Source organism: Rhodococcus mengyinensis (assembly GCF_048381435.1).
GTDB lineage: Bacteria > Actinomycetota > Actinomycetes > Mycobacteriales > Mycobacteriaceae > Rhodococcus_F > Rhodococcus_F opacus_D.
This window is the reverse complement of record NZ_JBLWIT010000110.1, coordinates 92,201-116,663: the sequence shown is the minus strand read 5'-3', so window position 1 is coordinate 116,663 and position 24,463 is coordinate 92,201. Positions and strand designations below refer to the sequence as shown.

The 24,463-nt window shown below is 68.2% G+C and carries 18 protein-coding genes, 1 rRNA gene and 2 pseudogenes; 10 read left to right on the top strand and 11 right to left on the bottom strand.

Annotation, left to right across the window (positions count from 1 at the left end):
- Positions 1 to 132: 132 nt before the first annotated feature.
- Positions 133 to 249: ribosomal RNA gene (gene rrf / locus ACNJ7E_RS24135) — 5S ribosomal RNA — on the top strand.
- An 81-nt stretch (positions 250 to 330) separates the two neighbouring features.
- On the opposite strand, the gene ACNJ7E_RS24130 is transcribed toward rrf, so the two are convergent.
- A complete protein-coding gene (locus tag ACNJ7E_RS24130; protein WP_418341133.1) occupies positions 331 to 1,935 on the bottom strand; it encodes a PucR family transcriptional regulator in 1,605 nt (534 codons plus the stop codon).
- Between the two features lie 140 nt (positions 1,936 to 2,075).
- Here ACNJ7E_RS24130 and ACNJ7E_RS24125 point away from each other — a divergent pair, with 140 nt between their 5' ends.
- Positions 2,076 to 2,450 carry a UBP-type zinc finger domain-containing protein gene (locus ACNJ7E_RS24125; RefSeq protein WP_105417186.1) on the top strand — a complete coding sequence of 125 codons (375 nt, stop codon included), beginning with the start codon at positions 2,076 to 2,078 and terminating at the stop codon, positions 2,448 to 2,450.
- Here the strand turns inward: ACNJ7E_RS24125 and ACNJ7E_RS24120 are convergent.
- Both ACNJ7E_RS24120 and ACNJ7E_RS24115 read right to left on the bottom strand, forming a co-directional pair.
- Positions 2,416 to 3,189 (bottom strand): SWIM zinc finger family protein, encoded by a 774-nt coding sequence (locus ACNJ7E_RS24120; RefSeq protein ID WP_418341132.1) that lies wholly within the window; start codon positions 3,187 to 3,189, stop codon positions 2,416 to 2,418. The genes ACNJ7E_RS24125 and ACNJ7E_RS24120 overlap by 35 nt on opposite strands.
- Positions 3,186 to 5,987, bottom strand: a complete 2,802-nt coding sequence (locus ACNJ7E_RS24115) for a DEAD/DEAH box helicase (protein WP_418341131.1) — start codon at positions 5,985 to 5,987, stop codon at positions 3,186 to 3,188. The genes ACNJ7E_RS24120 and ACNJ7E_RS24115 overlap by 4 nt, the downstream gene beginning before the upstream one ends.
- Positions 5,988 to 6,076: 89 nt before the next feature.
- On the opposite strand from ACNJ7E_RS24115, the gene ACNJ7E_RS24110 reads away from it, so the two are divergent.
- Entirely contained in the window at positions 6,077 to 6,859 is a 783-nt protein-coding gene (locus tag ACNJ7E_RS24110; RefSeq protein ID WP_418341130.1) for a TetR/AcrR family transcriptional regulator, read from the top strand.
- On the opposite strand, the gene ACNJ7E_RS24105 is transcribed toward ACNJ7E_RS24110, so the two are convergent.
- A complete protein-coding gene (locus ACNJ7E_RS24105; RefSeq protein WP_418341129.1) occupies positions 6,806 to 8,407 on the bottom strand; it encodes an adenylate/guanylate cyclase domain-containing protein in 1,602 nt (533 codons plus the stop codon). The two genes, ACNJ7E_RS24110 and ACNJ7E_RS24105, sit on opposite strands and share 54 nt — an antisense overlap.
- A 36-nt stretch (positions 8,408 to 8,443) precedes the next feature.
- On the opposite strand from ACNJ7E_RS24105, the gene nucS reads away from it, so the two are divergent.
- On the top strand, positions 8,444 to 9,118 hold the full coding sequence (gene nucS / locus ACNJ7E_RS24100; protein WP_105417176.1) for an endonuclease NucS: 675 nt from the start codon (positions 8,444 to 8,446) through the stop codon (positions 9,116 to 9,118).
- A 16-nt stretch (positions 9,119 to 9,134) separates the two neighbouring features.
- A complete protein-coding gene (locus ACNJ7E_RS24095; protein ID WP_418341128.1) occupies positions 9,135 to 9,461 on the top strand; it encodes an ATP/GTP-binding protein in 327 nt (108 codons plus the stop codon).
- On the opposite strand, the gene ACNJ7E_RS24090 is transcribed toward ACNJ7E_RS24095, so the two are convergent.
- Complete coding sequence (locus ACNJ7E_RS24090; RefSeq protein WP_317567538.1) at positions 9,458 to 10,543, bottom strand: coiled-coil domain-containing protein; 1,086 nt, start codon at positions 10,541 to 10,543, stop codon at positions 9,458 to 9,460. The two genes, ACNJ7E_RS24095 and ACNJ7E_RS24090, sit on opposite strands and share 4 nt — an antisense overlap.
- A 68-nt stretch (positions 10,544 to 10,611) precedes the next feature.
- On the bottom strand, positions 10,612 to 11,085 hold the full coding sequence (mce, locus tag ACNJ7E_RS24085) for a methylmalonyl-CoA epimerase (protein WP_005248354.1): 474 nt from the start codon (positions 11,083 to 11,085) through the stop codon (positions 10,612 to 10,614).
- Between the two features lie 94 nt (positions 11,086 to 11,179).
- Here mce and ACNJ7E_RS24080 point away from each other — a divergent pair, with 94 nt between their 5' ends.
- The 3 genes from ACNJ7E_RS24080 to ACNJ7E_RS24070 all read left to right on the top strand — a co-directional run bounded on the left by ACNJ7E_RS24080 (position 11,180) and on the right by ACNJ7E_RS24070 (position 13,845).
- Complete coding sequence (locus tag ACNJ7E_RS24080) at positions 11,180 to 12,373, top strand: acetyl-CoA C-acetyltransferase (RefSeq protein ID WP_283333528.1); 1,194 nt, start codon at positions 11,180 to 11,182, stop codon at positions 12,371 to 12,373.
- A 64-nt stretch (positions 12,374 to 12,437) separates the two neighbouring features.
- On the top strand, positions 12,438 to 12,809 hold the full coding sequence (locus tag ACNJ7E_RS24075; protein ID WP_280784738.1) for a DUF3817 domain-containing protein: 372 nt from the start codon (positions 12,438 to 12,440) through the stop codon (positions 12,807 to 12,809).
- A gap of 118 nt (positions 12,810 to 12,927) precedes the next feature.
- Positions 12,928 to 13,845: a tetratricopeptide repeat protein gene (locus ACNJ7E_RS24070; RefSeq protein WP_280784737.1), complete on the top strand. Its 918-nt coding sequence runs from the start codon at positions 12,928 to 12,930 to the stop codon at positions 13,843 to 13,845.
- A gap of 55 nt (positions 13,846 to 13,900) precedes the next feature.
- Here the strand turns inward: ACNJ7E_RS24070 and ACNJ7E_RS24065 are convergent, their stop codons facing one another.
- Positions 13,901 to 15,172, bottom strand: a complete 1,272-nt coding sequence (locus ACNJ7E_RS24065) for an MFS transporter (protein WP_418341127.1) — start codon at positions 15,170 to 15,172, stop codon at positions 13,901 to 13,903.
- Positions 15,173 to 15,177: 5 nt separating this feature from the next.
- A pseudogene (locus ACNJ7E_RS24060) lies at positions 15,178 to 15,627 on the bottom strand (enolase C-terminal domain-like protein); the annotation flags it as partial.
- On the opposite strand from ACNJ7E_RS24060, the pseudogene ACNJ7E_RS24055 reads away from it, so the two are divergent.
- Positions 15,619 to 15,975, top strand: a pseudogene (locus tag ACNJ7E_RS24055) (IclR family transcriptional regulator domain-containing protein); the annotation flags it as partial. The pseudogenes ACNJ7E_RS24060 and ACNJ7E_RS24055 overlap by 9 nt on opposite strands.
- Before the next feature lie 34 nt (positions 15,976 to 16,009).
- Here ACNJ7E_RS24055 and ACNJ7E_RS24050 read toward each other — a convergent pair.
- Genes ACNJ7E_RS24050 through ACNJ7E_RS24040 form a run of 3 tightly spaced genes read right to left on the bottom strand, consistent with a single transcriptional unit; the run spans position 16,010 to position 21,694 of the window.
- Positions 16,010 to 17,431, bottom strand: coding sequence for a neutral zinc metallopeptidase (locus ACNJ7E_RS24050; RefSeq protein ID WP_418341126.1), 1,422 nt, complete (start codon positions 17,429 to 17,431; stop codon positions 16,010 to 16,012).
- Between the two features lie 46 nt (positions 17,432 to 17,477).
- Entirely contained in the window at positions 17,478 to 19,676 is a 2,199-nt protein-coding gene (glgB, locus tag ACNJ7E_RS24045; protein ID WP_280784730.1) for a 1,4-alpha-glucan branching protein GlgB, read from the bottom strand.
- The gene (locus ACNJ7E_RS24040; protein ID WP_280784729.1) at positions 19,676 to 21,694 is read right to left on the bottom strand and encodes an alpha-1,4-glucan--maltose-1-phosphate maltosyltransferase; all 2,019 of its coding nucleotides are present in this window, start codon (positions 21,692 to 21,694) and stop codon (positions 19,676 to 19,678) included. The genes glgB and ACNJ7E_RS24040 overlap by 1 nt, the downstream gene beginning before the upstream one ends.
- Positions 21,695 to 21,854: 160 nt before the next feature.
- Here ACNJ7E_RS24040 and glgP point away from each other — a divergent pair, with 160 nt between their 5' ends.
- Entirely contained in the window at positions 21,855 to 24,452 is a 2,598-nt protein-coding gene (gene glgP / locus ACNJ7E_RS24035; protein WP_280784728.1) for an alpha-glucan family phosphorylase, read from the top strand.
- Positions 24,453 to 24,463 lie beyond the last annotated feature (11 nt).

Below are 24,463 nucleotides of genomic sequence, written 5' to 3'. Positions count from 1 at the left end.
AAGAAGCTACGCGTCCACTGTGCAGTATCTGAAACAACACACACGTTTCAGAACAGAAGAAAGAAGAACACCACCAACAACACTGTTTGTTGTGTTTCTTCGCTGATGTTCCGTGTGACAGTTTCATAGAGTTACGGCGGCCATAGCGGAGGGGAAACGCCCGGTCCCATTCCGAACCCGGAAGCTAAGCCCTCCAGCGCCGATGGTACTGCACCCGACAGGGTGTGGGAGAGTAGGACACCGCCGAACATCCGTTACCGAAAGCCCCCCAACCTTGTTGGGGGGCTTTCGGCATTCCAAGGCACGAACACCCGTGCCGCACATGTCTTTTCACCCCGGCGCACCGCCGGCCAGGACCTGCAGTGCGCGGGACGCCAGATGCAGATTCAGGCGGGTGTCGACGCTGCGGAGGTCACGCCCGGTCAATTCGTGAATGCGGGACATCCGGTATCGCAGGGTGCTGCGGTGGATCCTGAGTGCCTGTGCGGTTTCGTCGTACTTGCCACCGCATTCGAGGTATTGGGCCAGCGTGGCCGTCATCGTGCTGCGGTGTTCCCGGTCGTAGTCGAGCAACGGGCCGAGCCATTCCTGCACGAATGCCTCCACGTCTCCGGTGCTGCTGTGCGAGTCGAGGATGCGGTAGACGCCGAGTTCGTCGAACAGCGCGACGCCGCGGGGCGACAGCGACTGCTTTCTGATCTCGAGCGCCCGTATCGCGTGGGTGTACGAGTCGGGTAGGCCGCTGGGGGACGTGCATTCGGATCCGACACCGATCACTCCGACCGCGGGCCCGAGCGACTTCTCCAACGCCGTGAAGATGAGGTTCACATCTGTTTTTGCGTCCATCACGGCGGCGAGGATCCCGGTTCGGTGTTCGTTACCGTGGACGAGGAGGGCCGACGAGTCGGAGGACGTCAGGTGGCGCCGTAAGGCTTCCGTGACGGACTCGACGGGTGTGTCCGGCCCCCAGTGCACTGCCAGGACGCGTTGCGGGGTGTGCAGGTCGTAGCCGAGTGCGTCGGCGCGCGAGTAAGCGCTGTCGTCGTCGGTGCCGCCGAGCAGGTCGGCGCCCAGGTCGCGGCTGAGCCGCGCCTCCGTCTCGGCCAGTGATCTGCGGTGCGACATGTCGACGGCGAGCATCGTCGCGGCGTGTTCGAGGGCCACCGTGTCGAGATCGGTTGCCCGATGTTCCGGGTCCGCCAGGTAGAGGACGCCGAGAAGTGTCTGGCCGGGCCGGACTATCTGCACGATCCGATTGTCGTGCCGGAGCGGGTGCCCTTCCATCGCGGCACGGCGCAGGACGTCGACTCGGTTCCCGCCGCCGATCTTGCGGTACCGCGGGGCCTTGTCCGGGCCGGCCCAGACGCGGAGATTGCCGAAGGCGTCCTCGACTCCGACGGCGAGTCCGGTCATCAGGTGGAGTGTCTCGGCGATGGCGGTCTCGTCGGCGCCGGTCGCTGCGAGGCGCCCGAACGTGTCGTGGATCTTCGCTTGCTCCTCGAGCCGCAGGGCCCGCGCTCCGAGCGCGGTGATCTCGTCCGTGGCCTCACGTAATTGACGTTCGTGTGTGGCTGCCCGGGAGCGAAGCGATGCGGCGCGCAGGGCCGACCCGGTGTGCTGAATGAGCAGCTCGAGGAGGGTGGCCTGCACCGGGGTCGGCGGGTAGTCGGCCCGGAGGGTGAGCGACACCGGCCTCGACCACGAATCGTCGAGCAGCACGCGGTGACGCCAGACGTCGTCGGATTCGTCCGTCAGAACCGACTCGGATTCCACCGTGAAGGGACCGAGTTCAGGGAGAGCTTCGACCAGCAGGGCGAGAATCTCGTCGCGGTTCCCGCAGTCGTGCATGTGCGCGGTGACGGCCACGACCGCGGACAGGTTCGTCGCCCGCGGCGTGTGATCCACCCTCGGGTCTGGGGCTGCTTCCAGATCCATGGCTTGGAACTACCCCGTTTTGCGCCGTCGAAACCGGGACGCTGTCCGCTGAGGCCGGATTTCGGGGGATTCTTTCGTTCCGCGGTGACCATGTGGCGAGACGGATCAGCCGCCAATCTTGGTTACTGAGGGGTGGCACAATGACCCAATCCAATAATTGGCACGATCCCGATCTGAACATGATTCGCGATGTCGTCGCGCACACGTCGGACGGGTGCGAGGGCTGTCTCGCACTCGGTACCCGCTGGGAGCACCTGATGTTGTGCCTGACGTGCGGCTATGTCGGATGCAGTGACGGATCACCGATGCGGCACGCGCGACACCACGCCGAACGCAGCGGTCATCCGATCGTCCAATCGCTTCACGCGGGGGACAACTGGCGCTGGTGTTTCGTGCACGACGCCCAGATCTGCACGCCGTACCCGGCGACCGGGGCCCGGGTGGTCGCACCGAGCCTGGTGCCCGGACCGTCGGAGGACCTCAGACACGGTCTCCGTATCGCGAAATCGCAGTGACGATCGCCGACCAGACGGCGTCCGCCTGAATCTCCGGGGGAGCGTCGTCGAGCCAGCGTGGGCGCACCGGGGTTCCGCCGGAACGCGGCGGCACCGGAAGCGGTCCGGGAACTGCGGAGTAGGCGTCCGACGCCGACACCGGGGAGTGCGAAGCCTCGAACGAGGAACGGGTCGTCTCCTCGTGCGCGCCGTGCCTGAGTTGGAGAACTTCCTGTCCCTGCCGTCCGCGCAAGAGAAAGAAGAGCAGCGGGTCCTCGTCGAGCACCCACCCGGCCTGATACAGCACCGCGGCAGCGTGACGGCACGGCACGTCCCACTCCTCGCAGGTGCACGTCGCGTCGGCATCGAACATCGACGGTACGAGTGACACGTCGACGGCAGCGAGGTCGTCGTCGAGTTCCCGAGGGAGCGTCCCATTCGACAACTGGGCGACGTGACCGCTCCGCGACGCGAGGGTGGCGAGCACCTCGCCCCACTGGCGCTCGTCCAGCTGGTCCACCCGGATCCGCACGTGCAGGCTTTCCTCGTCCGTGTGCACGTCCGCGGAGACGAGCCCGGCCGCGAACGTGAGCGGACCGACCACTCCGCCACGGGCGTAGGCGCGTCCGCGTTTCAGCGTGTCCGAGTCGAGCGCGGCGTGCTCGACGTCGTCGACCCACCGCTGCGCCCACCAGGTCTTGCCGCGGGTGCGTCGGCCCTTCTGCGCCGGGAATCGGGGAAGCGTGACGGCGTCGGTCACAGGTCACCTCCGAAGTCGTAGTCGGGGCTCAGAGCCACCAGCCGGGTGAGTTCGCGGTCGGTCAGTTCGGTGAAGGCGTCGGCGCCGTGTGACAGGACAGAGTTGGCGAGCTGCCGCTTGGAGGCGAGCATGCCGGCGATGCGTTCCTCGATGGTTCCCGCGGTGACGAGCCGGTGGACGACGACCGGGTGGGTCTGCCCGATGCGGTAGGCGCGGTCAGTGGCCTGGTCCTCGACCGCCGGGTTCCACCAGCGATCGAAGTGGACGACATGATCGGCCCGGGTGAGGTTCAACCCGGTACCGGCGGCCTTGAGGGACAGGATCAGGACGGGGATGTCGCCGTTCTGGAAGCGTTGGACCAGCTCCTCCCGGGCGGCGACGGAAGTGCCACCGTGCAGGAATTCGCAGCCCACCCCGCGCGTCGTCAGGTGCCGCCGCAGCAGCCGTCCCATCGCGGTGAAGTGGGTGAACACCAGCGAACGCCCGCCCTCCGACAGGTTGGTGTCCACCAGTTCGTCGAGCAGACCGATCTTGTGGGAGCGGCCGGTGAGCGCGGCGTGCTCCTCGCCGAGGTACTGGGCGGGGTGATTGCAGATCTGCTTGAGGCCGGTCAGCAGCGACACGATGCTGCCGCGCCGCCCGATGCCGTCGCTCGTCTCGATCTGCTCCATCGCCTCGCGGACGAGGGCCTCGTACATTCCGGCCTGTTCCGGGGTGAGCGTGACATCCAGATCGATCTCCGTCTTCGGCGGAAGCTCGGGGGCGATCCCCGGATCGGACTTCTTGCGCCGGAGGACGAACGGCGAGATCAACGCCGCCAACTCCGCCGCGCGGTCGATTCCGTCCTCAGCGGCCGAGCCGTCGTAGCGGCGGCGGAACTGCGCGTACGGACCGAGGAGGCCCGGTGTGACGCCGTCGAGGATCGACCAGAGGTCGCTGAGTCTGTTCTCCACCGGTGTCCCGGTGAGGGCGACGCGGGCCAGGCCCGGAATCGTCCGCAGGGCCCGGGTGACGGATGCCGCGCGGTTCTTCAGGTGCTGCGCCTCGTCCGCGACGACCAGACCCCACACAGTCCGGGCGAGTACGTCGCCATCGAGCCGCATCGTCGCGTACGTGGTGAGGACGACGATGTCGCCGCCGGGTGTGACCGTCTCACCGGGCGGACGCCGCTTCGGACCGTGGTGGACGAGGACACCGGTTCCCGGTGCGAAGCGTTCGATCTCCCGTCGCCAGTTCCCCAGCAGTGACGCGGGACAGACCACCAAGGTGGGTCCAGCCGTTTCCGGCGTCTGCTGACGGTGCAGGTGAAGTGCGATGAGAGTCAACGTCTTTCCCAGGCCCATGTCGTCGGCGAGACAGGCGCCCAGGCCTCGTGACGTGAGCCCGGCCAGCCAGCGGAACCCGGTCAGCTGGTAGTCCCGCAACTGCGCGCGCAGGGCTGCCGGGGCCGGCACGGCCTCCGGATCCTGGTCGGACAGCTCACGCGCCACCGCCGCGGCCGCGCCGTGGGAGTCGACGCGGACGTCCTCCTCTCCGCGCCGGGCCCGGCCGGTCAGCGACGCCCGCAGGGCCTCGATCGACGTCATCGTTCCGGTCCGCCGCTGGAGGGTCTTTCGTATCAATGTCGAGTCCGCGACGACGTATCGGTTGCGGAGTTTCACGACCGCGCGCTCCGCCGACACCAACTCTTCCATTTCTTCACGGGTCAGAACGTCGTCCCCCACCGCGATGCGCCAGTCGAAGTCGAAGGCGCGGTCGCCGCCGAAAGCGGCTGCGCCCTCGCGGGACCCGGGTTCGCCGAGGATCATGCGGGTCGAGGTGCGCGCGACCAGTTCGCGCGGCCAATGGATCTCGACTCCTCGTTCGCGCAGCCGCCGGCCGGCGTCCCCGGCGAGGGAGGCCAGGTCGTCGTCCTCGAGTCGGATGCGGTGCGGCGCCTCGGCTCGCAGCAGGTCTTCGAGCGGAGCCCAATCCTGGGCGGCGCGGCGGAGGGCGTCGAGGACGGCGATCCGGGGGTCGGAGGCGAACGCGGACTCGGCGAGCGTCGGATGCCGCCACAGGTCGACGGCGTCGCACACCACCCCGGGGCGCGCGACACCGTGCACCTGGACCGTGGCGTCGAACTCGCTGTCCGAGAGGTCGCCCTTGCCGGGATCGACGGGGTCGATCCGCAACGACAACGCGATCGCATCGGGTGCCAGCGCGTCCGCCCAGGCCCGGAGTTCGGGGGAGGCCTCGGCGTTCCACCCCAGGTAGGGCCCGTCCTCGGCCGGCGACACGAGTCGCGGGATCGTATCGACGGCAGCGGTGAGGAAGTCGCGCAGCACGTCCGCGGCAGCGGGCAGGCGGACTCCGGCGGCGGGGGGATCCCCGAGCGGAATCGCGCGCGCTTCCGGCGGGAGCGCGGTGGCCAGCAACCGCAGATGCGACTCGTCCTCGTCGTCGAGAACGCCCAGCCGCCAGCTGTCGCGGCCACCCGGCGTGACCGCGGGAAGGACCTTGCCCGCCTCGACGTATCCGAGAGCGGTCCGGGTGCAGGCGGCCCAGAACGCGACCGATCGATGCGTTGTCTCGCCGGGTCGCAGTGCCAGGAGCATCGGCAGCGCGTCGGCGAGCGAGACGCTCTGCGTCGGAACGCGTTCCACGGTGCTTCCGATTGCCATCCGGGTGTGGGAATCGATACTCGGTGGCAGCGGCCCGTCCGGGGAATCACGCCAGAACGCCAGGCGGGAGTCGCGCGGAGGATCGGACGGCACGAAGGTGGCCGCACAGGCGGCGAGGATGGGCCCTGCTGTCACTACTGCGCCTTTCGCCTGGTTTACAGTACGCCGTACGTCAACGAGGCGGCGGACGGAATTGTTCCCGGGCGCCGTGGGAAGATCTCGGCATGGGTAGAAGCGCGACACCGGAGGGCGACCCCGCCCGCACCATGGAGCTGCTGTGGGGTGGCGGCAGTACGCCGATCTCGCGCCCCCGCAACGGGAAGCCGAGCCTGACGCTCGACCGGATCGTCGAGGCCGCCATCTCCGTCGCGGATGCGGAAGGGCTGGACGCCGTCTCGATGCGCCGGCTGGCAGCCGAACTCGGCGCCGGCGCGATGTCGCTGTACACGCACGTTCCCGGAAAGACGGAACTGGTGGAGGTGATGCTCGATCGCGCGCTGTCCACACTCGAGCCGGCCGACGACACCGATGCGGGGTGGCGCGAGCGTCTCGCGGCCGCCGCTCACGACTACTTCCAACTGCTGTGCGCCCACCCGTGGATGCTCGGCGTCGTCGCGCTGAGCCGGCCGGTTCTCGGGCCCGGCGGGATGGCCAAGTACGAGCGGGAACTACGTGCGGTCGAGGGGCTGGGACTGTCGGACCTCGACATGGACTCCGTCGTCACGCTCCTCGACAGTTTCGTCGCGGGCGCGGCGCGCGCCGCGGTGGATGCGGCCGCGCTCGCCGCCCAGGGGGAGGCGGACAGTGAATGGTGGCAGCGCGTCGCCCCGCACTTCGAAAAGGTCTTCGACCCCGACCGGTTCCCGCTGGCCGCCCGGGTCGGGGCCTCCGCAGGGGAACACCACGACGCCGCGTACGCGCCCGCCCACGCCTTCGAATTCGGGCTGGCCCGGCTACTCGACGGAGTCGGCGCCCTCATCGTCGACGGCGGAACCGGCGGGGAGTAGTTCGGCGGGAACGGCCAGCGTGGTCGGTTCGACACGGCCGCGCAGGGTGACGGTGTCGGTGAGTCGCCACCGCCTGCGCTCGTCGTCGGATGCCGCGTCGATCGCCCGCTCGGACGCGACGACGTGTCCGGACACGTTCTTGGCGAGCTCGGACAACCGCGCCGCCTCGTTGACCGGATCGCCGATCACCGTGTACTCGAAACGTTCGTGGGCGCCGATGTTTCCGGCCACGGCGCGACCAGCCGCCACCCCGATTCCCGCATCGCACTCCGGTACCTCGGCGGTGAGCCGTTCGCGGAGGGCCCGAGCGGCGGACAGCGCGGCGCCTGCATGGTCGTCGAGCGCCACGGGTGCCCCGAAGATGGCCAGCGCTGCGTCACCTTCGAACTTGTTGACGAACCCGTCTCGCCGATCGACCTCGTCGACGACCACGTTGAAGAAGCGGTTGAGCAGGTCCACGACCTCCGCGGGCGACCGGGTGGCCGCGATCGTGGTGGACCCGATGATGTCGACGAACAGGACCGCGACGTCACGTTCCTCCCCGCCGAGTTCGGGGTTGTGGCGTAAGGCCTGGGACGCCACCTCCTGCCCGACGTGGCGACCGAACAGGTCGCGGATCCGCTCGCGTTCGCGGAGTCCCTCGGCCATCCGGTTGAACCCGGTCTGCAGCGCGCCGAGTTCGGTGCCGTCGTACACGACGACCTCGGCGTCGAGATCGCCCTCCGCCACCTTCGCCATGCCCAGCGACACCGAGCGGATGGGTGCCTCGGTGGCACGGACACTGATCACGACCAGCAGCAGGCCGAAGAGCAGGATCACACCCCCCAGCGCGAGGATCGACACCGCGAGGCTGGTCGGACTCGCCGGCCGGATGAAGCTGAAGATCGCGATGAGCATCAGACCGAGCACGGGAACACCGGTCCCGAGGATCCACGCCAGTGCGGTGCGGCCGGTGATGCCGAGGGTTCGGCGGGGTCGCGGTCCGTCCGATCCCAGTGCCCGGGCGGCGATGGGGCGGAGGGCGAACTCCGTCAGCAGGTAGCAGAACGCGGAGACCGTGATCCCGGCCAACGCAATCGTGAACGCGACCTTCGGAATGGTCTGGGGATCGATGATGCCGTACAGCGTCGTGAAGAACACCAGCCCAATGCCCCACAACGCCGCCTGGACACGCGTCAGACGCCACGGTGCGCGAAACGCCGCCGACCGGTCGTGGTCGGTGGGCACGTCGTCCTCCGTCGCCCACCGGAGATCCGACACCAGTCGCTTGGTGCCCCACGTCACGCCGACCAGGACCGCGCACAGCACGAACACGGGCACCGCGACGAAGTTGGCGATCACGAACTCGCTCGACCACACACTCGGGCCGGGGACCACGACACTGACGAGCAGGCAGGTGATCACCGCGCCGACCAGGTTGGTGAACACCAGCGGGGCGGTCAGCAGCAGCTGGACACGGATCCGCCGCCTGCGGGGACTCTCGTCCGGTGACCCGAGCAACCACGACCCCAGCGGGGCGACGGATCGACGGGGGCTGCGCATAGTCATTCGAGACTAGTCGGCGCGATCCCTTAGGGTGGGCGGGTGCGCCTAGTGATTGCCAGATGCCGAGTCGACTACGTAGGCCGTTTGACGGCACATCTGCCCACCGCTCGTCGCCTGTTGTTGATCAAGGCCGACGGTTCCGTGAGCATCCACGCCGACGACCGCGCCTACAAGCCGCTGAACTGGATGAGCCCGCCCTGCTGGCTCGTCGAAGACACCGTGGAAGACGCCGAAGCGCTGTGGGTGGTGACCAACAAGGCCGGTGAGGAACTGCGGATCACCATCGAGGAGATCGAGCACGACTCCCGTCACGAACTCGGTGTCGATCCGGGGCTCGTCAAGGACGGTGTCGAGGCGCACCTGCAGGAGCTGCTCGCCGAACACGTCGAAACGCTCGGCAGCGGTTACACGCTCGTCCGGCGCGAGTACATGACGGCCATCGGTCCCGTCGACCTGCTGTGCCGGAACGCCGACGGGGCTTCCGTCGCCGTGGAGATCAAGCGCCGCGGAGACATCGACGGTGTCGAGCAACTCACCCGGTACCTCGAACTGCTCAACCGGGATCCGCTGCTGGCGCCGGTGAGCGGTGTCTTCGCCGCCCAGCAGATCAAGCCGCAGGCCAAAACCCTTGCCACCGACCGCGGAATCCGGTGCCTGGTGCTCGACTACGAAGCGCTGCGCGGCACCGAGAGCACCGAGTTCCGGCTCTTCTGAGGCCTGGGCTGAACCCGTGCCCCGTCGTAAACCGCAGCGGAAGAACACACGCCGCAACGCGCCCCCGGACACGTCCGAGGGCTCGCTGTTCGGTAGTGCAATGATGCGTCAGGAATCCGGGCCCGCGGGCTTCGCCGACGAGAGCTTTATCGTGCGCACGATCCCCGGGGCCCGGGCCACCAAGTCGTACCGGTGCCCCGGCTGCGATCACGACATCCGGCCGGGCGTCGCCCACCTGGTCACCTGGCCGGCCGAATACGGCGGAGCCGAGGACCGGCGGCACTGGCACACCGGGTGCTGGTCGGGACGCAGCACCCGGGGCCTCACACGCAGGTGGTCCTAGCTTCCCGTCTTCACGGTCCGCTGATCCGCCGTCCGGTTCGCCGGGTTCTTCTCGACGGCGGACAGCACTGCAGTGTCCTCGTCGGAGTTGTCCGTCTCGTCCGCGGAGTTCTTCCCGGACTCGTTCTGCGCGGACTTCCGGTCCGCGCCACCGGCCGTTGCCGACTTGCTGTTCGTGTTCTCGGTGGAGCGCTTCTCCGAGCTCGATGCCGCGGTGTCGGGCTGCGCGTCCAATAGTTCGCTCTCCCGGTTGACCGACGCCAACATTGCGGGAACGGAATCGAGCTGTCCCCGAATCCCCAAGAGCTGCGCCAGGATCCGGCCGCGGAGTACGCGAAGTTCTTCCGCCAGTTCCTTGGCGTGGGCGATCTTGCGCTCCGACTGGTCGGTGGCCGCCTGCAGCCTGCGCTCCGCCTCGTGTGTGGCGTCCGCGAGACGACGCTGCGCCTCGGCCTTGCTGGTGGACTCGAGCTCGTTGACCGCCGTGATCGTCTTCTGGCGGCGCTCGGACATCGCGAGGTCGAAGTCTTCCTGCACCTGCGACCGACGCAGTTCGGCCTCGGCAGCCAGGCGGTCGCGCTCGGACTGAGCGGCCTCGACGATCTTCGCCGCCTCCGTGCGGGCCTTCGCCATCGTCTGCTCGTGCTGAATCTCGAGAGCGCTCCGGCGGTCTTCGAGTTCCGCGACCAGCGACTCGTACTGGCCGCGGAGCTGCGCGCCCTCCTGCTCGGCGACGGAGATCATCTCGGCGGCGTCGGCCTCGGCCTTCGCGCGCACCTCGGACGCCTCGTCCGACGCGAGCCTGAGCATGCGCGAGATGCGGTCGCTCATTCCCTCCGCGGTGGTCGGCGGAACGGACAGGCGGTCGACATCCTTGCGCAGATCGTCGATCTCGTCCCGCGCATCGTCGAGCTGCTTTGCGAGATCCCGCGCCTGCGCCGCCGCGGCGTCGCGGTCGGCGGCAGTGACGCGGAGCTCGGCGTCGAATCGCTCGAAGTAGTTGCGTACCTCGTCCCGGTCGAATCCCTTGCGCACGGTGGAAAAGGGAAGGGGGATCGAACCACGGTCCTGCTCGTTTACCATGGCCGCCAATCTACCTGGGCAAAGTAGAACTTGTCTCTGCGCCTGGTACCCGGCGGCCGGCCACAGCTCTAGTGGGTCGCCGACGGCTCGACGAGCTCCACGAGAACTCCGCCCGCATCCTTCGGGTGGACGAAATTGATGCGCGAATCGGCGGTGCCGCGGCGCGGTGCGTCGTACAGCAGCCGTACACCGCGCTCGCGCAACTGGGCGGAGATGGCGTCGATGTCCGTGACGCGGTACGCGAGCTGCTGGAGACCGGGGCCGCTGCGATCGATGAACTTGGCGATGGTCGAGTTCTCGTTCAACGGTGCGAGAAGCTGCAGCGCGGTGCTGCCCTCGGGGGAGCCGACCACGCTCAGCATCGCTTCGCGTACGCCCTGCTCCTCGTTCACCTCTTCGTGCGTCGACACCATGCCGAGGTGTTCGGAGTACCACGCGATGGCGGCGTCGAGGTCGGGAACCGCGATGCCGACGTGGTCGATGGCGGTCACCAGGTCCGAGGACAGCGGTGACGTGGTCTGGGTGGGGGAGGACTGTGTCATGCTCCCGACGTTAGCGCTACCGTTTCGGTAGTTCTCGTCGGGATGTGACTTCCGTCGCCCCGCACCTGTCTATTCGTCTCACGCGGAGGAAATCGTGACCAGTTCTGTGATCGTCGCCGGAGCCCGGACCCCGATGGGCCGGTTGCTGGGTTCGTTGAAGGATGTGTCGGGTTCGGATCTGGGCGGCGTGGCGATTCGTGGTGCGTTGGAGAAGGCGGGCGTCGCTCCCGAGCAGGTCGAGTACGTGATCATGGGTCAGGTGCTGACGGCGGGGGCGGGTCAGATCCCGGCGCGGCAGGCTGCGGTGGCCGCGGGGATCGGGATGGATGTGCCGGCCCTGACCATCAACAAGGTGTGTCTGTCGGGGATCGACGCGATCGCACTGGCGGATCAGCTGATCCGGGCCGGCGAGTTCGACGTCGTCGTCGCCGGGGGTCAGGAGTCGATGTCGCGCGCCCCGCACCTGCTGGAGAAGTCGCGGGAGGGTTTCAAGTACGGCGACGTCACGATGCGCGACCACATGGCCTTCGACGGGTTGTACGACATCTTCACCGATCAGGCGATGGGGAGTCTGACCGAGGCGAAGAACGCGGAGGACGGGCAGCGGATCAGCCGCGAGGAGCAGGACGCGTTCGCGGCAGCGTCGCATCAGAAGGCGGCCCGGGCCTGGAAGGACGGGGTGTTCGACGACGAGGTGGTGCCGGTGCCGGTGCCGCAGCGCAAGGGTGATCCGGTGCTGGTCGGCTCCGACGAGGGCGTGCGCGGCGATACGACGGTGGAATCCCTGGCCAGGCTGCGGCCGGCGTTCAGCAAGGACGGCACGGTCACCGCAGGGTCGGCGTCGCAGATCTCCGACGGTGCGGCCGCTGTCGTGGTGATGAGCAAGGCGAAGGCGCAGGAACTCGGGGTGTCGTGGATCGCCGAGATCGGCGCGCACGGGGTGGTGGCGGGTCCGGATTCGACGTTGCAGTCGCAGCCGGCGCGGGCCATCGCGAAGGCGTGCGCCAAGGAGGGGATCGACCCCAAGGAGCTGGATCTGGTGGAGATCAACGAGGCCTTCGCTGCGGTGGGGATCGCATCGACGCGGGAGCTGGGGTTGGATCCGGAGATCGTGAACGTCAACGGCGGGGCGATCGCGATGGGGCACCCGCTGGGGATGTCGGGGGCGCGGATCGCATTGCATCTGGCGTTGGAGCTGCGTCGTCGCGGCGGGGGTGTGGGCGCTGCGGCGCTGTGCGGTGGTGGCGGCCAGGGTGACGCCCTGATCGTGCGCGTCCCCAAGGCGTGACACGACGACAGTCCGTAGTGGTGTATCTCACACCACTACGGACTGTCGTAGATGGTCGGGCACAATGGTCGGCATGGCGAACGTCTTCGATCTCAGCACCACGGCCAAGCGCTTCCGATTTGTCGCAATTCTGGAGGCCTTCACCTGGCTCGGCCTCCTCATCGGCATGGCCTTCAAGTACCTGCCCGCCGACGGCAACGAGATCGGCGTGAAGATCTTCGGCCCCATCCACGGCGGCGTCTTCGTCCTGTACCTGCTCATCTCGCTGTGGACCGCCCGCAAGCTGAGCTGGAATCTGGTCACCACCTTCTGGGCGCTCGTCGCCAGCGTCCCGCCGTTCGGCACCGTCGTATTCGAGGTCTGGGCGGCCCGCACCGGCCGGATGGGCGAACTGTCCCGGTCGAGCGCAGTGAAGAGTGAACCGTCGTTCGTCTGATCCACTCCGCGGTAGGCACGGCCCGCATTCCGGTGCGCGCTCAAATCGTGACAAACTGGTGGACGTGACTCGACCAGGTTCTCGTCCGTCAGCGCGTTCCTCAGCAGTGGCCGCAGCCATGAGCGGAGCAGTCGATCTCTCCGCCCTCAAGGAGCGTGCGGCCGCTCCGCCCCCGCCGGCGCCCGCACCCTCCGGGGACGGCGCCGCTCCGGCCGCACCCGGGAGTACCGGACTCGCCCCCGTCATCGACGTCACCGAGGCGACGTTCGAGGCGGAGGTGCTCGTCCGGTCCCAGCAGGTCCCGGTGGTCGTCGACCTGTGGGCCACCTGGTGCGAGCCGTGCAAACAACTCTCACCCCTACTCGAAAAGCTGGCACACGAGGCCGGCGGCACCTGGGTGCTCGCCAAGGTCGACGTCGATGCCAACCCGCGCATCGCGCAGGCCTTCGGCGTCCAGTCCGTCCCGACCGTCGTCGCCATCGCCGGCGGACAGCCGCTCGCCGACTTCCAGGGCGCTCAGCCCGAACCGCAACTGCGCCAGTGGCTCGCCGCCGTCCAGCAGGCAACCGCCGGAAAGCTGTCCGGACCGCCGGCCGCGGACGGGAACGCCGACGAGCCCGAGCCGGAAGACCCGCGCTTCGTCGCCGCCGAGGCCGCGCTCGACGAAGGCGACCTGTCGGCAGCCGAAGCCGAGTTCCAGAAGATCCTCGACGAGGAACCGGCCAACGCCGAGGCGCAAGGCGCGATCCGCCAGGTGCGTTTCCTCGCCCGCGTGCAGTCCGTCGATCCCGGCGCCGTCGCCGCGGCGGACGCCGCCCCGAACAACATCGACGCCCAGCTGCAGGCTGCGGACGTCGAGGTCTATTCCCAGGCCCCGGACGCGGCGTTCGCCCGGCTCATCGGGGTCGTCGCCCGCAGCGCCGGCGACGACAAGACGCGGGTACGGACACGTCTGCTGGAACTGTTCGAACTGTTCGACCCGGCCGAACCGGTCGTCATGACCGCGCGCCGGAAACTCGCCGCCGCACTGTACTGACGAGAAAACCGGGGTGAGTGCCGACGGCACTCACCCCGGTTTTCTCGTCTGATGGTCAGCTTCGAACGCGCTCCACCCGTCCGACCAGGAAGACGTACGACGCGATCCCGACCGCGGTCACCACGGTCATGTAGACGAATCCCGGCGCGAAGCTGTCGTCGGTGACGAGCAACCCGATCACGATGGGTGTCGCGATCGACGACAGGTTGCCGATGAAGTTGAACATTCCACCGGTGAGCCCGAGCAGGCGTTCCGGCGCGAGCGCCGAGACCAGCGACCACGTGATCGACGCGAGCCCGTTGCCGAAGAACGCGATGGACAGGAACACGATCACCATCGCCGTCGAGTCGGTGAAGTTGGCGCCGATCATCGCAACTCCGAGAGACACCCCCTTGCGTAGCAGGAAGTCGGAGATGACTCCGGAGAACAGCACACCCACGAGTGCCGCGACGAACGGCAGCGAGGCGAGGAATCCGGACTTGATGTAATCCATGTCCCGGTACTCGACGAGGTACGTGGGGAACCAGGTGAGGAAGAACCACAGCGTCGACGTGAGGCAGAACTGCCCCAGGTAGATTCCCCACAGCTTGCGCCGGCCGAGGACGGTGGCGACATCGTTCCGGGTCACGGCCGGACGTTCGGGCTGCTGCTCGTCCAGGAGGTCGACGAGTCCGCCGCCGTCGCGGATCAGGTCGATCTCGGCGTCGTTCGCCCGCGAATCGCGTGGCTCGCGGTAGGACGCGTACCACACGGCACCCCAGACCGCCCCGATCGTTCCGGTCACGATGAAGACCCAGTGCCACGACAGCACGGACTGCAGCCAGGACAGGAACGGCGTGAGCAGGGCCAGTCCGATGAACTGCCCGGACGTGTAGAAGCCGATCACCGTCGCACGTTCCCGCTTGGGGTACCAGGCCGTCGCGACCCGGTTGTTGATCGGATACGCGGGCGCCTCGAACACACCGACCAGCAGGCGCAACGCGATGAGCGCCACGAAGCCACCGATGACCCCCATGAACGCGGTCGCGACCGACCACAGGATGAGGCAGCCGGGGTAGAGCAGTCTCGGGGGAATCCTGTCGACGAGCCGTCCACCGGGAATCTGCAGCGCCGCATAGGTCCAGCCGAACGCCGACAGGAGAAGTCCCTGCTGCGCCTTGGTGAGGTCCATTTCGTCCGCGATCGCGGGCATCGCGATCGACAGGTTCGCCCGGTCCATGTAGTTGATGACGACGGTCACGAACAGCATCACCGCGATGAGAACGCGCGCCTTCGACGCCTGCGCGGCCACCGTAGTGGACTTGCCGATCTTCTGGGTCTGCACCATTGCCCTCACCACTCCGCGAAGGATCCGTCGCTGTGGCGCCAAACCGGGTTTCGCCAGCGATGTCCTTCGGCGGCCCGCTCGATGACGTACTCCTCGTTCACCTCGATGCCCAATCCCGGACCGGTGGGGATCCGGACCTGACCGTCCGCGTAGGTGAACACGGACGGGTCGACGAGATAGTCGAGGAGATCGTTCGACGTGTTGTAGTGGATGCCGAGGCTCTGTTCCTGGATCGTCGCGTTGTAGCAGCCCGCGTCGATCTGCAGGCACGTGGCCAGGGCGATCGGCCCGAGGGGGCAGTGCAGCGCGAGTGCCACGTCGTACGTCTCGGCCATGTGCGCGGTCTTCCGGGCCTCGGTGATTCCGCCGCAGTGTGACGGATCGGGCTGGATGATGTCCACGGCCCCGGACGCGAGGACGGTTTTGAAATCCCAACGGGAGAACAATCCCGCGCCGGGGTCGGAAAGGCTCTGCTGCTGGATTCGGCCGAGCGCTGGGATGCGCTGTACGAGAGCGACGCCGCGCAGGGACAGCGGCCGCCGGGCTCCCGCGGATCGGCGGACTTCCTCGCGCGCATGCAGGACTACGCGCGGAGGGGCGCGGCGATGGACCTCGAGGACAACGAACCCGGAATCCGCTGCGTGGCGGCGCCGGTGCGGGACGCGTCGTGCGCGATCGTCGGTGCGATCAGCGTGTCGGCCACGAGCCCGTACATGCCCGACGAGCGCATGCGCGGACTCGTTCCGGTCGTGTGCCGGGCCGCCGGGCGGATCTCCGCGGCGCTCGGCTACCGGGAAATCTGACGCAGCGGTCGGGGGACGTCACGTGGTGGGACGGTCAGCGGTACCGGCCCTCGCAGGCCTGCTCACCGCCGAGCACTCCGGTGCGGAACGCGTCCACCCGGGAGAATCCGCTCGGCACGGTCTCCCCGTTGACGTCACTGGCCGCGAGTCCGTCGGTGAGCAGCCCCGACACGGCCTCGTCGAGGTCGCCCGGGGACAACCACACGCTGCCCGCCTCCAGGGAAGCGGGACTGTCCGGGCTCAACGCGCTGGTGACGACACCGGACAGGCAGGCGGCTCGCAGCGCGGTCTGGGGTGAGTGCAGATCGTTGCCCCGGTCCCGCTGCAACGCCAGGGTGTACCGCGACGCGAGCAGGACGTACGCGTTGTAGTCGCCGGTGAGTTTGGTCTGGAACAGTTCCCGCCTGCCCGGGCGGCCCGGTGTGCCGCGTTCGGCGAGGGCGTCGACACTGACCCCGATCGTGTTGGTGGCCGGGCAGTACGACACCGGTTCGGTCGCGTCGGCGTCGGGGCAGTCGAGGTCGGCGCCGTCGAGTTGCAGCGTGGGGGGATCGCTGAGATCGAAGATCTGCTGGAAGGACGTGAAGAACGCCTCGAGCGACTCCTCGGTGACGGGGAGTTCGCCGTCGTCGCTCTCGTCGTCGAACCGCTGAGGCAGATCTGCGCGACGCGAGTCGATCTCCTTCTCGTCGATGCGCGTGCACGGCGCCGGACCGTCCGTGAAACCGATCTGGGTGGCGGTGACACGTTCGAACGCCGAGCCGTGCACGTTGTCGGGATCGTTCGGGTCGGTGTCCCCGATGGCGACCGCGGACGCCAGTACCTTGTTCAGCCCGTCCGACGTGTTCAGCGTGAAGTGGGTCGCCTTGTCCTCCGCGATGTACCGCATGAACGCCCCCGCGAAGCAGTCGGCCTGCTGTTCCCGCACGATGCCACCGCCCACGTTCTCGTCGGCGATTCCCGCCTTCGTCTGCACGGCGTGCCCGTACTCGTGCGCCAGAACGAAGACGGCCGCGACGACACCGAACTTCTCCACCACCTCGGGCAGCAGCAGCGCCCGGTCCCAGCCGATCGTGTGGTCGGTGCTGCAGTAGCCGGCGTTGAGGAGTTCCTCGGTGCGGTCCCCGCAGAAGCGCGGGCCGTCGGAGTCGCGCGGATCCCAGGAGATCAGTTCCTCGACCGGCTCGAAGTTGCGCTGGAACAGCGCGGGGAACTCGGTGCGCCAGTAGTCCTCGATGTCGCTGACCGCGTTGGCGGCCATCGTGTCGATGTCACCGCCGTCGGTGCCGGTGACGGGGAGGTCGGCGTCGGGCACGCCCTTGCGGGCACCGCTCGGACCCGACGTGGCATCGAGTCCCGCCACCTTGAACGGATCGTCGTAAATGGACGCGGCCTCACCGTCCACCGAACGCGTGCACCCGGACAGGACGACCGCAGTCACGGCCAGAACGCCCATGCTCGCAGCCCACTGCCGACGTCGGGTCAGCAAGGCCGTGCCTTCATCAACGCTCCAGACTCATCCAGATCGCGCCGTTCGCGGGCAGTGCCACCTCGGCAGAGGCGGGACGGCCGTGCCACGGCTGCGAAGTTGCCGTCACCGCACCGAGATTTCCCCAACCCGATCCCGCGTAGATCTCGGCGTCGGTGTTGAGAATTTCACGCCATTCGCCCCGTTCTGGCAAGCCCACACGATAATTCGCGTGCGGGGAACCCGAGAAATTGAACAGGCAGGCCAGGATCGACCCGTCGGTGCCGTAGCGCAGGAAGCTCAGGACGTTGTTCGCGGTGTCGTTGGCGTCGATCCAGGAGAACCCGCCCGGCGAGGTGTCGAGAGTCCACAACGCCGGGTGTTCGCGGTAGGTGGCGTTGAGGTCGTGGACGAGCCGGAGCAGACCGCGGTGGAAGCCACCGGTGTACGGGTCGTCCAGCTGGTACCAGTCGAGTCCGCGCTCCTCGGACCATTCCGCGGTCTGTCCGAATTCCTGACCCATGAACAGCAGTTGCTTGCCGGGGTGCGACCACATGTACGCCAGCAGGGCACGAACACCGGCGGCCTTCGCGTAGTCGTCGCCGGGCATCCGCGTCCACAGCGTGCCCTTGCCGTGCACCACCTCGTCGTGACTGATGGGCAGCAGATAGTTCTCGCTCCACGCGTACATCAGGGAGAACGTGATCTCGTGATGGTGATAGCTGCGGTGGACGGGATCGTGCGCCATGAAACCGAGGGTGTCGTGCATCCACCCCATGTTCCATTTCATGTTGAAACCGAGACCACCGACGTTGGTCGCGCGGGTGACACCCGGCCACGCCGTCGACTCCTCGGCGATGGTGACGACCCCGCGGTGCTGCTTGTGGACCGTGGCGTTGGTCTCCTGCAGGAAGGCGACGGCCTCGAGGTTCTCCCTGCCGCCGTGGATGTTCGGCGTCCAACCGCCCTCCGGCCGCGAATAGTCGAGGTACAGCATCGACGCGACCGCGTCGACGCGCAGACCGTCCACGTGGAACTCGTCGAGCCAGTACAGCGCGTTCGCGACGAGGAAGTTGCGCACCTCGCGGCGCCCGAAATCGAACACATATGTTCCCCAGTCGAGTTGCTCGCCGCGCTGGGGGTCGCTGTGCTCGTAGAGCGGTGTGCCGTCGAAACGTGCCAGCGCCCACTCGTCCTTGGGGAAGTGCGCGGGAACCCAGTCGACGATGACCCCGATGCCGGCGGCGTGCAGATGGTCGACGAACCACCGGAAGTCGTCGGGGGAGCCGAATCGTGAGGTGGGCGCGTAGTACGACGTGACCTGGTACCCCCACGAACCGCCGAACGGGTGCTCGGCGACCGGCAGCAGTTCGACGTGGGTGAATCCCGTCTCGATGAGGTGGGTAGCGAGTTGTTCGGCCATCTCGCGGTAGTTCAGCCCGGGCCGCCACGAAGCGAGGTGGACCTCGTACACGCTCATCGGGGACTGCGCCGGCTCGGTGGCCGCGCGCTGCGCCAGCCATTCGGCGTCGTTCCATTCGTACGTGCTCACCGACACCCGGGACGCGGTGGCGGGCGGGACCTCGGTCGCGAAGGCCATGGGGTCGGCCTTGTCGCGCACACTGCCGTCAGGCCCGTGGACCCGGAACTTGTACAGGTCGCCGACCTCGATACCGGGAACGAACAACTCCCACACCCCGGTGGAGCCGAGTACCCGCATCGGGTAGTTCCGCCCACTCCACCCGTCGAAATCGCCGATCACACTCACTCCGCGGGCATTGGGAGCCCACACGGCGAACGAGGTGCCGGTGACGGTGCCGTCGGGGGTGTCGTAGCGGCGGCGGTGCGCGCCGAGGATCTCCCACAGCCGCTCGTGCCTGCCCTCACCGAACAGGTGCAGGTCGAGTTCCCCCAGCGTGGGCAGGAATCGGTACCCGTCGGCGGAGACGTCGTTGTGGCCACCCGGCCACGTCGTGGACAGCCGGTAGTCCATCAGATCCCGGTACGGGACGAGTGCCCCCCACACACCGTGCGCGAGGTGCTCCAGCGAGAAGCTCGTCCCCCCGACGACGGCGTCGACGGCCTCGGCGTGGGGGCGCAGTGCGCGGATCACCGTGCCGTCGGGGTGCGGGTGTGCGCCCAGGATCGAGTGCGGGTTGTGGTGCTCGCCCCGGGACAGCAGGTCGAGGTCGGCGGCGTCCGGTGCGATGGCGACAGGCGGTTCGACGGTCACTATGTACCTCCGCGGTAGGCCAGCTTCGTTCTGGCCGGATAGGGGATCGACGGTAATGCCAGGATATGGGCCACCGAACGCCAGGGTTCCAGGCGCACGAAGTTGGTCTGCCCCCAGTGATACTGCTCCCCGGTGACCTCGTCGAGCACGGTCAGGTGGTCGTGCCAGTCGCGGCCCAGCGCGGGCATGTCCAGCCACACGTTGCCCTGCTCGGCGCCGTACGGGTTGAGGTTGATCACCGTCAGCACCGCATCCCCGGTGGTGGCGTCGAACTTGGAATAGGCGATCAGGGCGTCGTTGTCGACGTGGTGGAAATGGATGTTGCGCAACTGCTGCAGCGCCGGATGCTGCCTGCGGATCCGGTTGAGCGCCGTGATCCACGGTTCGAGGGACTCGCCGCGCGCGGCGGCGCCCTCGAAGTCGCGGGGACGCAGCTGATACTTCTCCGAGTCGAGGTACTCCTCACTGCCCGGTCGCACCGGAACGTGTTCGTACAGTTCGTATCCCGAGTACACCCCCCACGAGGGGGACAGTGTGGCCGCCAGGGCGGCGCGCAGGGCGAACATTCCCGGGCCGCCGGTCTGCAGGCTCTCGTGCAGGATGTCCGGGGTGTTGACGAAGAGGTTCGGGCGCGCCTCGTCGGCCTTGGCGGCGATCTCCTTGCCGAACTCCGTCAGCTCCCACTTGGCCGTCCGCCACGTGAAATACGTGTAGGACTGGGTGAAGCCGCGGCGGGCGAGACCGTACAACCGTGCGGGACGGGTGAACGCCTCGGACAGGAACAGGACGTCCGGATCCGACTTCTTGACCTCGGCGATCAGCCACTCCCAGAAGTCCGGCGGCTTGGTGTGCGGGTTGTCGACCCGGAAGATCTTGACGCCCGCCGCAACCCAGTGCCGGACGACCCGCAGGACCTCCGCGTAGATGCCGTCGCGGTCGTCGTCGAAGTTGACCGGGTAGATGTCCTGGTATTTCTTCGGCGGGTTCTCGGCGTAGGCGATGGTGCCGTCGGGGAGCACTGTGAACCATTCGGGGTGCTTCTTCGCCCACGGATGGTCCGGCGCGGCCTGCAGGGCCAGGTCGATCGCCACCTCCATGTGCAGCTTCCGGGCGGCAGCGATGAACGCCTTGAAATCGCGCATGGTCCCGAGCTGCGGATGGATCGCGTCGTGGCCGCCCTCGTCCGAGCCGATCGCCCACGGCGAACCGACGTCGTCGGGGCCGGGGGTCAGCGTGTTGTTGGGGCCCTTCCGGTTGATCTTGCCTACCGGATGGATCGGTGGGAGGTACACCACGTCGAATCCCATCGACGCGATGCGCGGAAGTGCGGCCACGGACGTGGCGAACGTGCCGTGCCGGGGCTTGCCGTTCTCGTCCCAGCCGCCGGTGGACCGCGGGAAGAACTCGTACCACGACCCGAACAGGGCACGCGTGCGATCGACGAGCACGGTGTGCGGTTCGCTCTTCGTGACGAGATCCCGCAGGGGATGTGCGCGCAGCAGTTCGGTGACGTCCGACCCGAACGCCGGGGCCACACGTTCGGAGAGGTGACGGTCGGAACGCAGCGACGCCGCGACCCCGGCCAGCCGCGAGCGGTCCGCGCGGGGGACGCCCTTCGCGGCACGCTCGAACAACCGCGCACCGATCTCGAGGTCGTTGGCCAGTTCGGCCGGCCCCTGTCCCACCGCCAGCTTGGCCTCGACCGCGTGCTTCCACGTGGTGACCGGATCGCTCCAGGCCTCGATCCGGAACGTCCAGACGCCCTCGCCGGTCGGGGTGAAGGAACCGTCGACGGTGTCGGGCACCGGACCGCCGGTCATCGGAATGCGGAAGGTCGCCGAGCCACCCGACGCGGCACTGCGCGGTCCCCGCACCGCGAGCGTGGCGGCCACGGCGTCGTGACCTTCACGCCACACGGTTGCCCGGACGGGAAACACCTCACCCACAACGGCCTTGGCGGGATACCGACCGCACCCGATGTTCGGTTCCACGTCGTCGATACCGAGTCGACCTGTCACGCTGGGCTCCGTTCCATAGCCGGAAGTTGCCGGCGGCTCGTGGGCTGGGCCGCCCGTTCAACCGTAATGGAGTCGACCGGTTCCTGTCCGTATTGGAGTTCTGACGTCTACCCGCCCCGACACGGAGCAACGACGCCCGTAGTGCGTTATCGTTCGCGAGGTGAAAGCCTTGCGTCGGTTCACTGTCCGAGCCCACCTTCCGGAGCGGCTCGCTGCCCTCGGTCCGCTGTCCACCAATCTTCGCTGGTCGTGGCATCCGGCGACGCAGGAACTGTTCGGATTGCTGGACGCGGAACTCTGGCGGCAGGTGCAGTTCGACCCGGTCCGCATGCTCGGTGAGGTCGATCCCGCCCGCCTCGACGAACTGGCCGAGGACGTCGCGTTCCTGGCCCGGCTCGACGCCGCGGCCGCCGACCTCGACGACTACCTGTCCCGGCCCCGCTGGTATCAGAACCAGCAGGCCAAGGGAGTGTCGCTCGACGGTGGGATCGCGTATTTCTCAATGGAGTTCGGGGTCAGCGAGGTGCTGCCCAACTACTCCGGTGGACTCGGAATTCTCGCAGGTGACCACCTGAAGGCGGCGTCCGATCTGGGCCTGCCGCTGATCGGTGTCGGCCTGTTGTACCGCTCGGGTTACTTCCGGCAGTCGCTGACCGCGGACGGCTGGCAGGCCGAGCACTACCCGCCGCACGACCCGCAGGGCCTGCCGCTGCGTCTGCTCACCGAGTCCGGGCCGCAGTCGTCGGGTGGGGCGCCCGTCCTCGTCCACGTCGCGATCCCCGGGGGCCGGGTTTTGCGCGCCCGCGTGTGGATCGCCCAGGTGGGACGCGTCCCGCTGCTGCTGCTCGACTCCGACATCGCGGAGAACGACGCCGAGATGCGGGGCGTCACCGACCGTCTGTACGGCGGCGACCAGGACCACCGCATCAAACAGGAGATCCTCGCCGGCATCGGCGGTGTCCGGGCCGTGCGCGCCTACACCCACGCCTACGGCCTGCCCGACCCCGCCGTCTTCCACATGAACGAGGGGCATGCGGGTTTCCTCGGCATCGAGCGGATCCGTGAACTGGTCACCACCGGCGGGCTCGACTTCGACGAAGCGCTCGCCACGGTCCGGGCCGGCACGGTCTTCACCACCCACACCCCGGTGCCCGCGGGAATCGACCGGTTCCCGGCCGACCTCGTGCGGCACTACTTCGGCGGCGACAACGGTGCGAACGAATCCTCGCTGCTACCGGGGCTGACGATCGACCGGATCCTCGGACTCGGCCGCGAATCGGATCCGTCGGTGTTCAACATGGCCCACATGGGCCTGCGTCTCGGGCAACGGGCCAACGGCGTGTCCAAGCTGCACGGCATCGTCAGCCGCGAGATGTTCCAGCCGCTGTGGCAGGGATTCGACGCCGAAGAGGTACCGATCGGGTCGGTGACCAACGGTGTCCACGCGCCCACCTGGGCCGCACCCGAATGGATCGATCTCGCAACCCGCATCCTGGGCCCCGAACTGGTGGAGGAGGCCCGCGGCTGGGAGCGGCTGCAGGACCTGTCCGCCGAGGAACTGTGGTCGACCCGCAACGCGTTGCGCGGGAAACTGGTCGAGGAGGTGCGCCGCCGGGTACGCGCATCCTGGATCGAACGCGGTGCGACGTCCGCCGAACTCGGCTGGACGGACGAGGTGTTCGACCCGAACGTGCTCACCGTCGGCTTCGCCCGGCGAGTGCCCACCTACAAGCGACTGACGCTGATGCTCCGCGACCCCGAGCGGCTCCGGGCCCTGCTCCTCGACGAGAAGCGGCCTGTGCAGCTGGTGGTCGCCGGGAAGAGCCACCCCGCGGATGACGGCGGGAAGGCCCTCATCCAGCAGGTCGTGCGGTTCGCCGACGCCGCCGACGTCCGGCACCGCATCACCTTCCTGCCCGACTACGACATGTCGATGGCGCGGTACCTCTACTGGGGTTGCGACGTGTGGCTCAACAACCCGCTGCGCCCGCTCGAGGCGTGCGGCACGTCGGGGATGAAGTCCGCCCTCAACGGCGGACTGAACCTGTCGATCCGCGACGGCTGGTGGGACGAGATGTTCGACGGCGAGAACGGCTGGGCCATCCCGACCGCGGACGGCGTCGTCGATGAGACGCGGCGTGACGATCTCGAGGCCAGCGCACTGTACGAACTGCTCGAACGCGCCGTTCTGCCGAGGTTCTACGACCGTGCGGACGGCCTGCCGGTGCGCTGGGTGGAGATGGTTCGTCACACACTGCAGAATCTCGGACCCAAGGTGCTCGCGTCGCGGATGGTGCGCGACTACGCCGTCCAGTACTACGCGCCCGCCGCCGAAGCGGCCCGGACGGTGGCGGAAGAGAACTACGCCGGGGCCCGCGAACTCGCCGCGTTCCGTCGTCGCGTCGAGGCCGCCTGGCCGGCGGTGGCGGTCCTGCAGGTCGACGGCGCCGGACTACCCGACACTCCCGAGATCGGCGCCAACCTGGTGCTGCGCGCCCGCATCCGCCTCGGCGAACTGTCCGTCTCGGACGTCACCGTGCAGGCCGTGATCGGAAAGGCCGGACCGGACGAGGAACTCACCGACATCGTCACGGTCCCGATGACCCACTTCGCATCGGAGGAGTCGGGGGAGCTGTTCGTCGCCGACCTGGCCCTGCCGCTGTCCGGGTCGGTCGGATACACGGTGCGGGTCCTTCCGCACCACCGGTTGCTCGTCGCCCCGTCCGAGCTGGGCCTGGTGACGGCGCCGAACCCCTGACCGGCGCTACC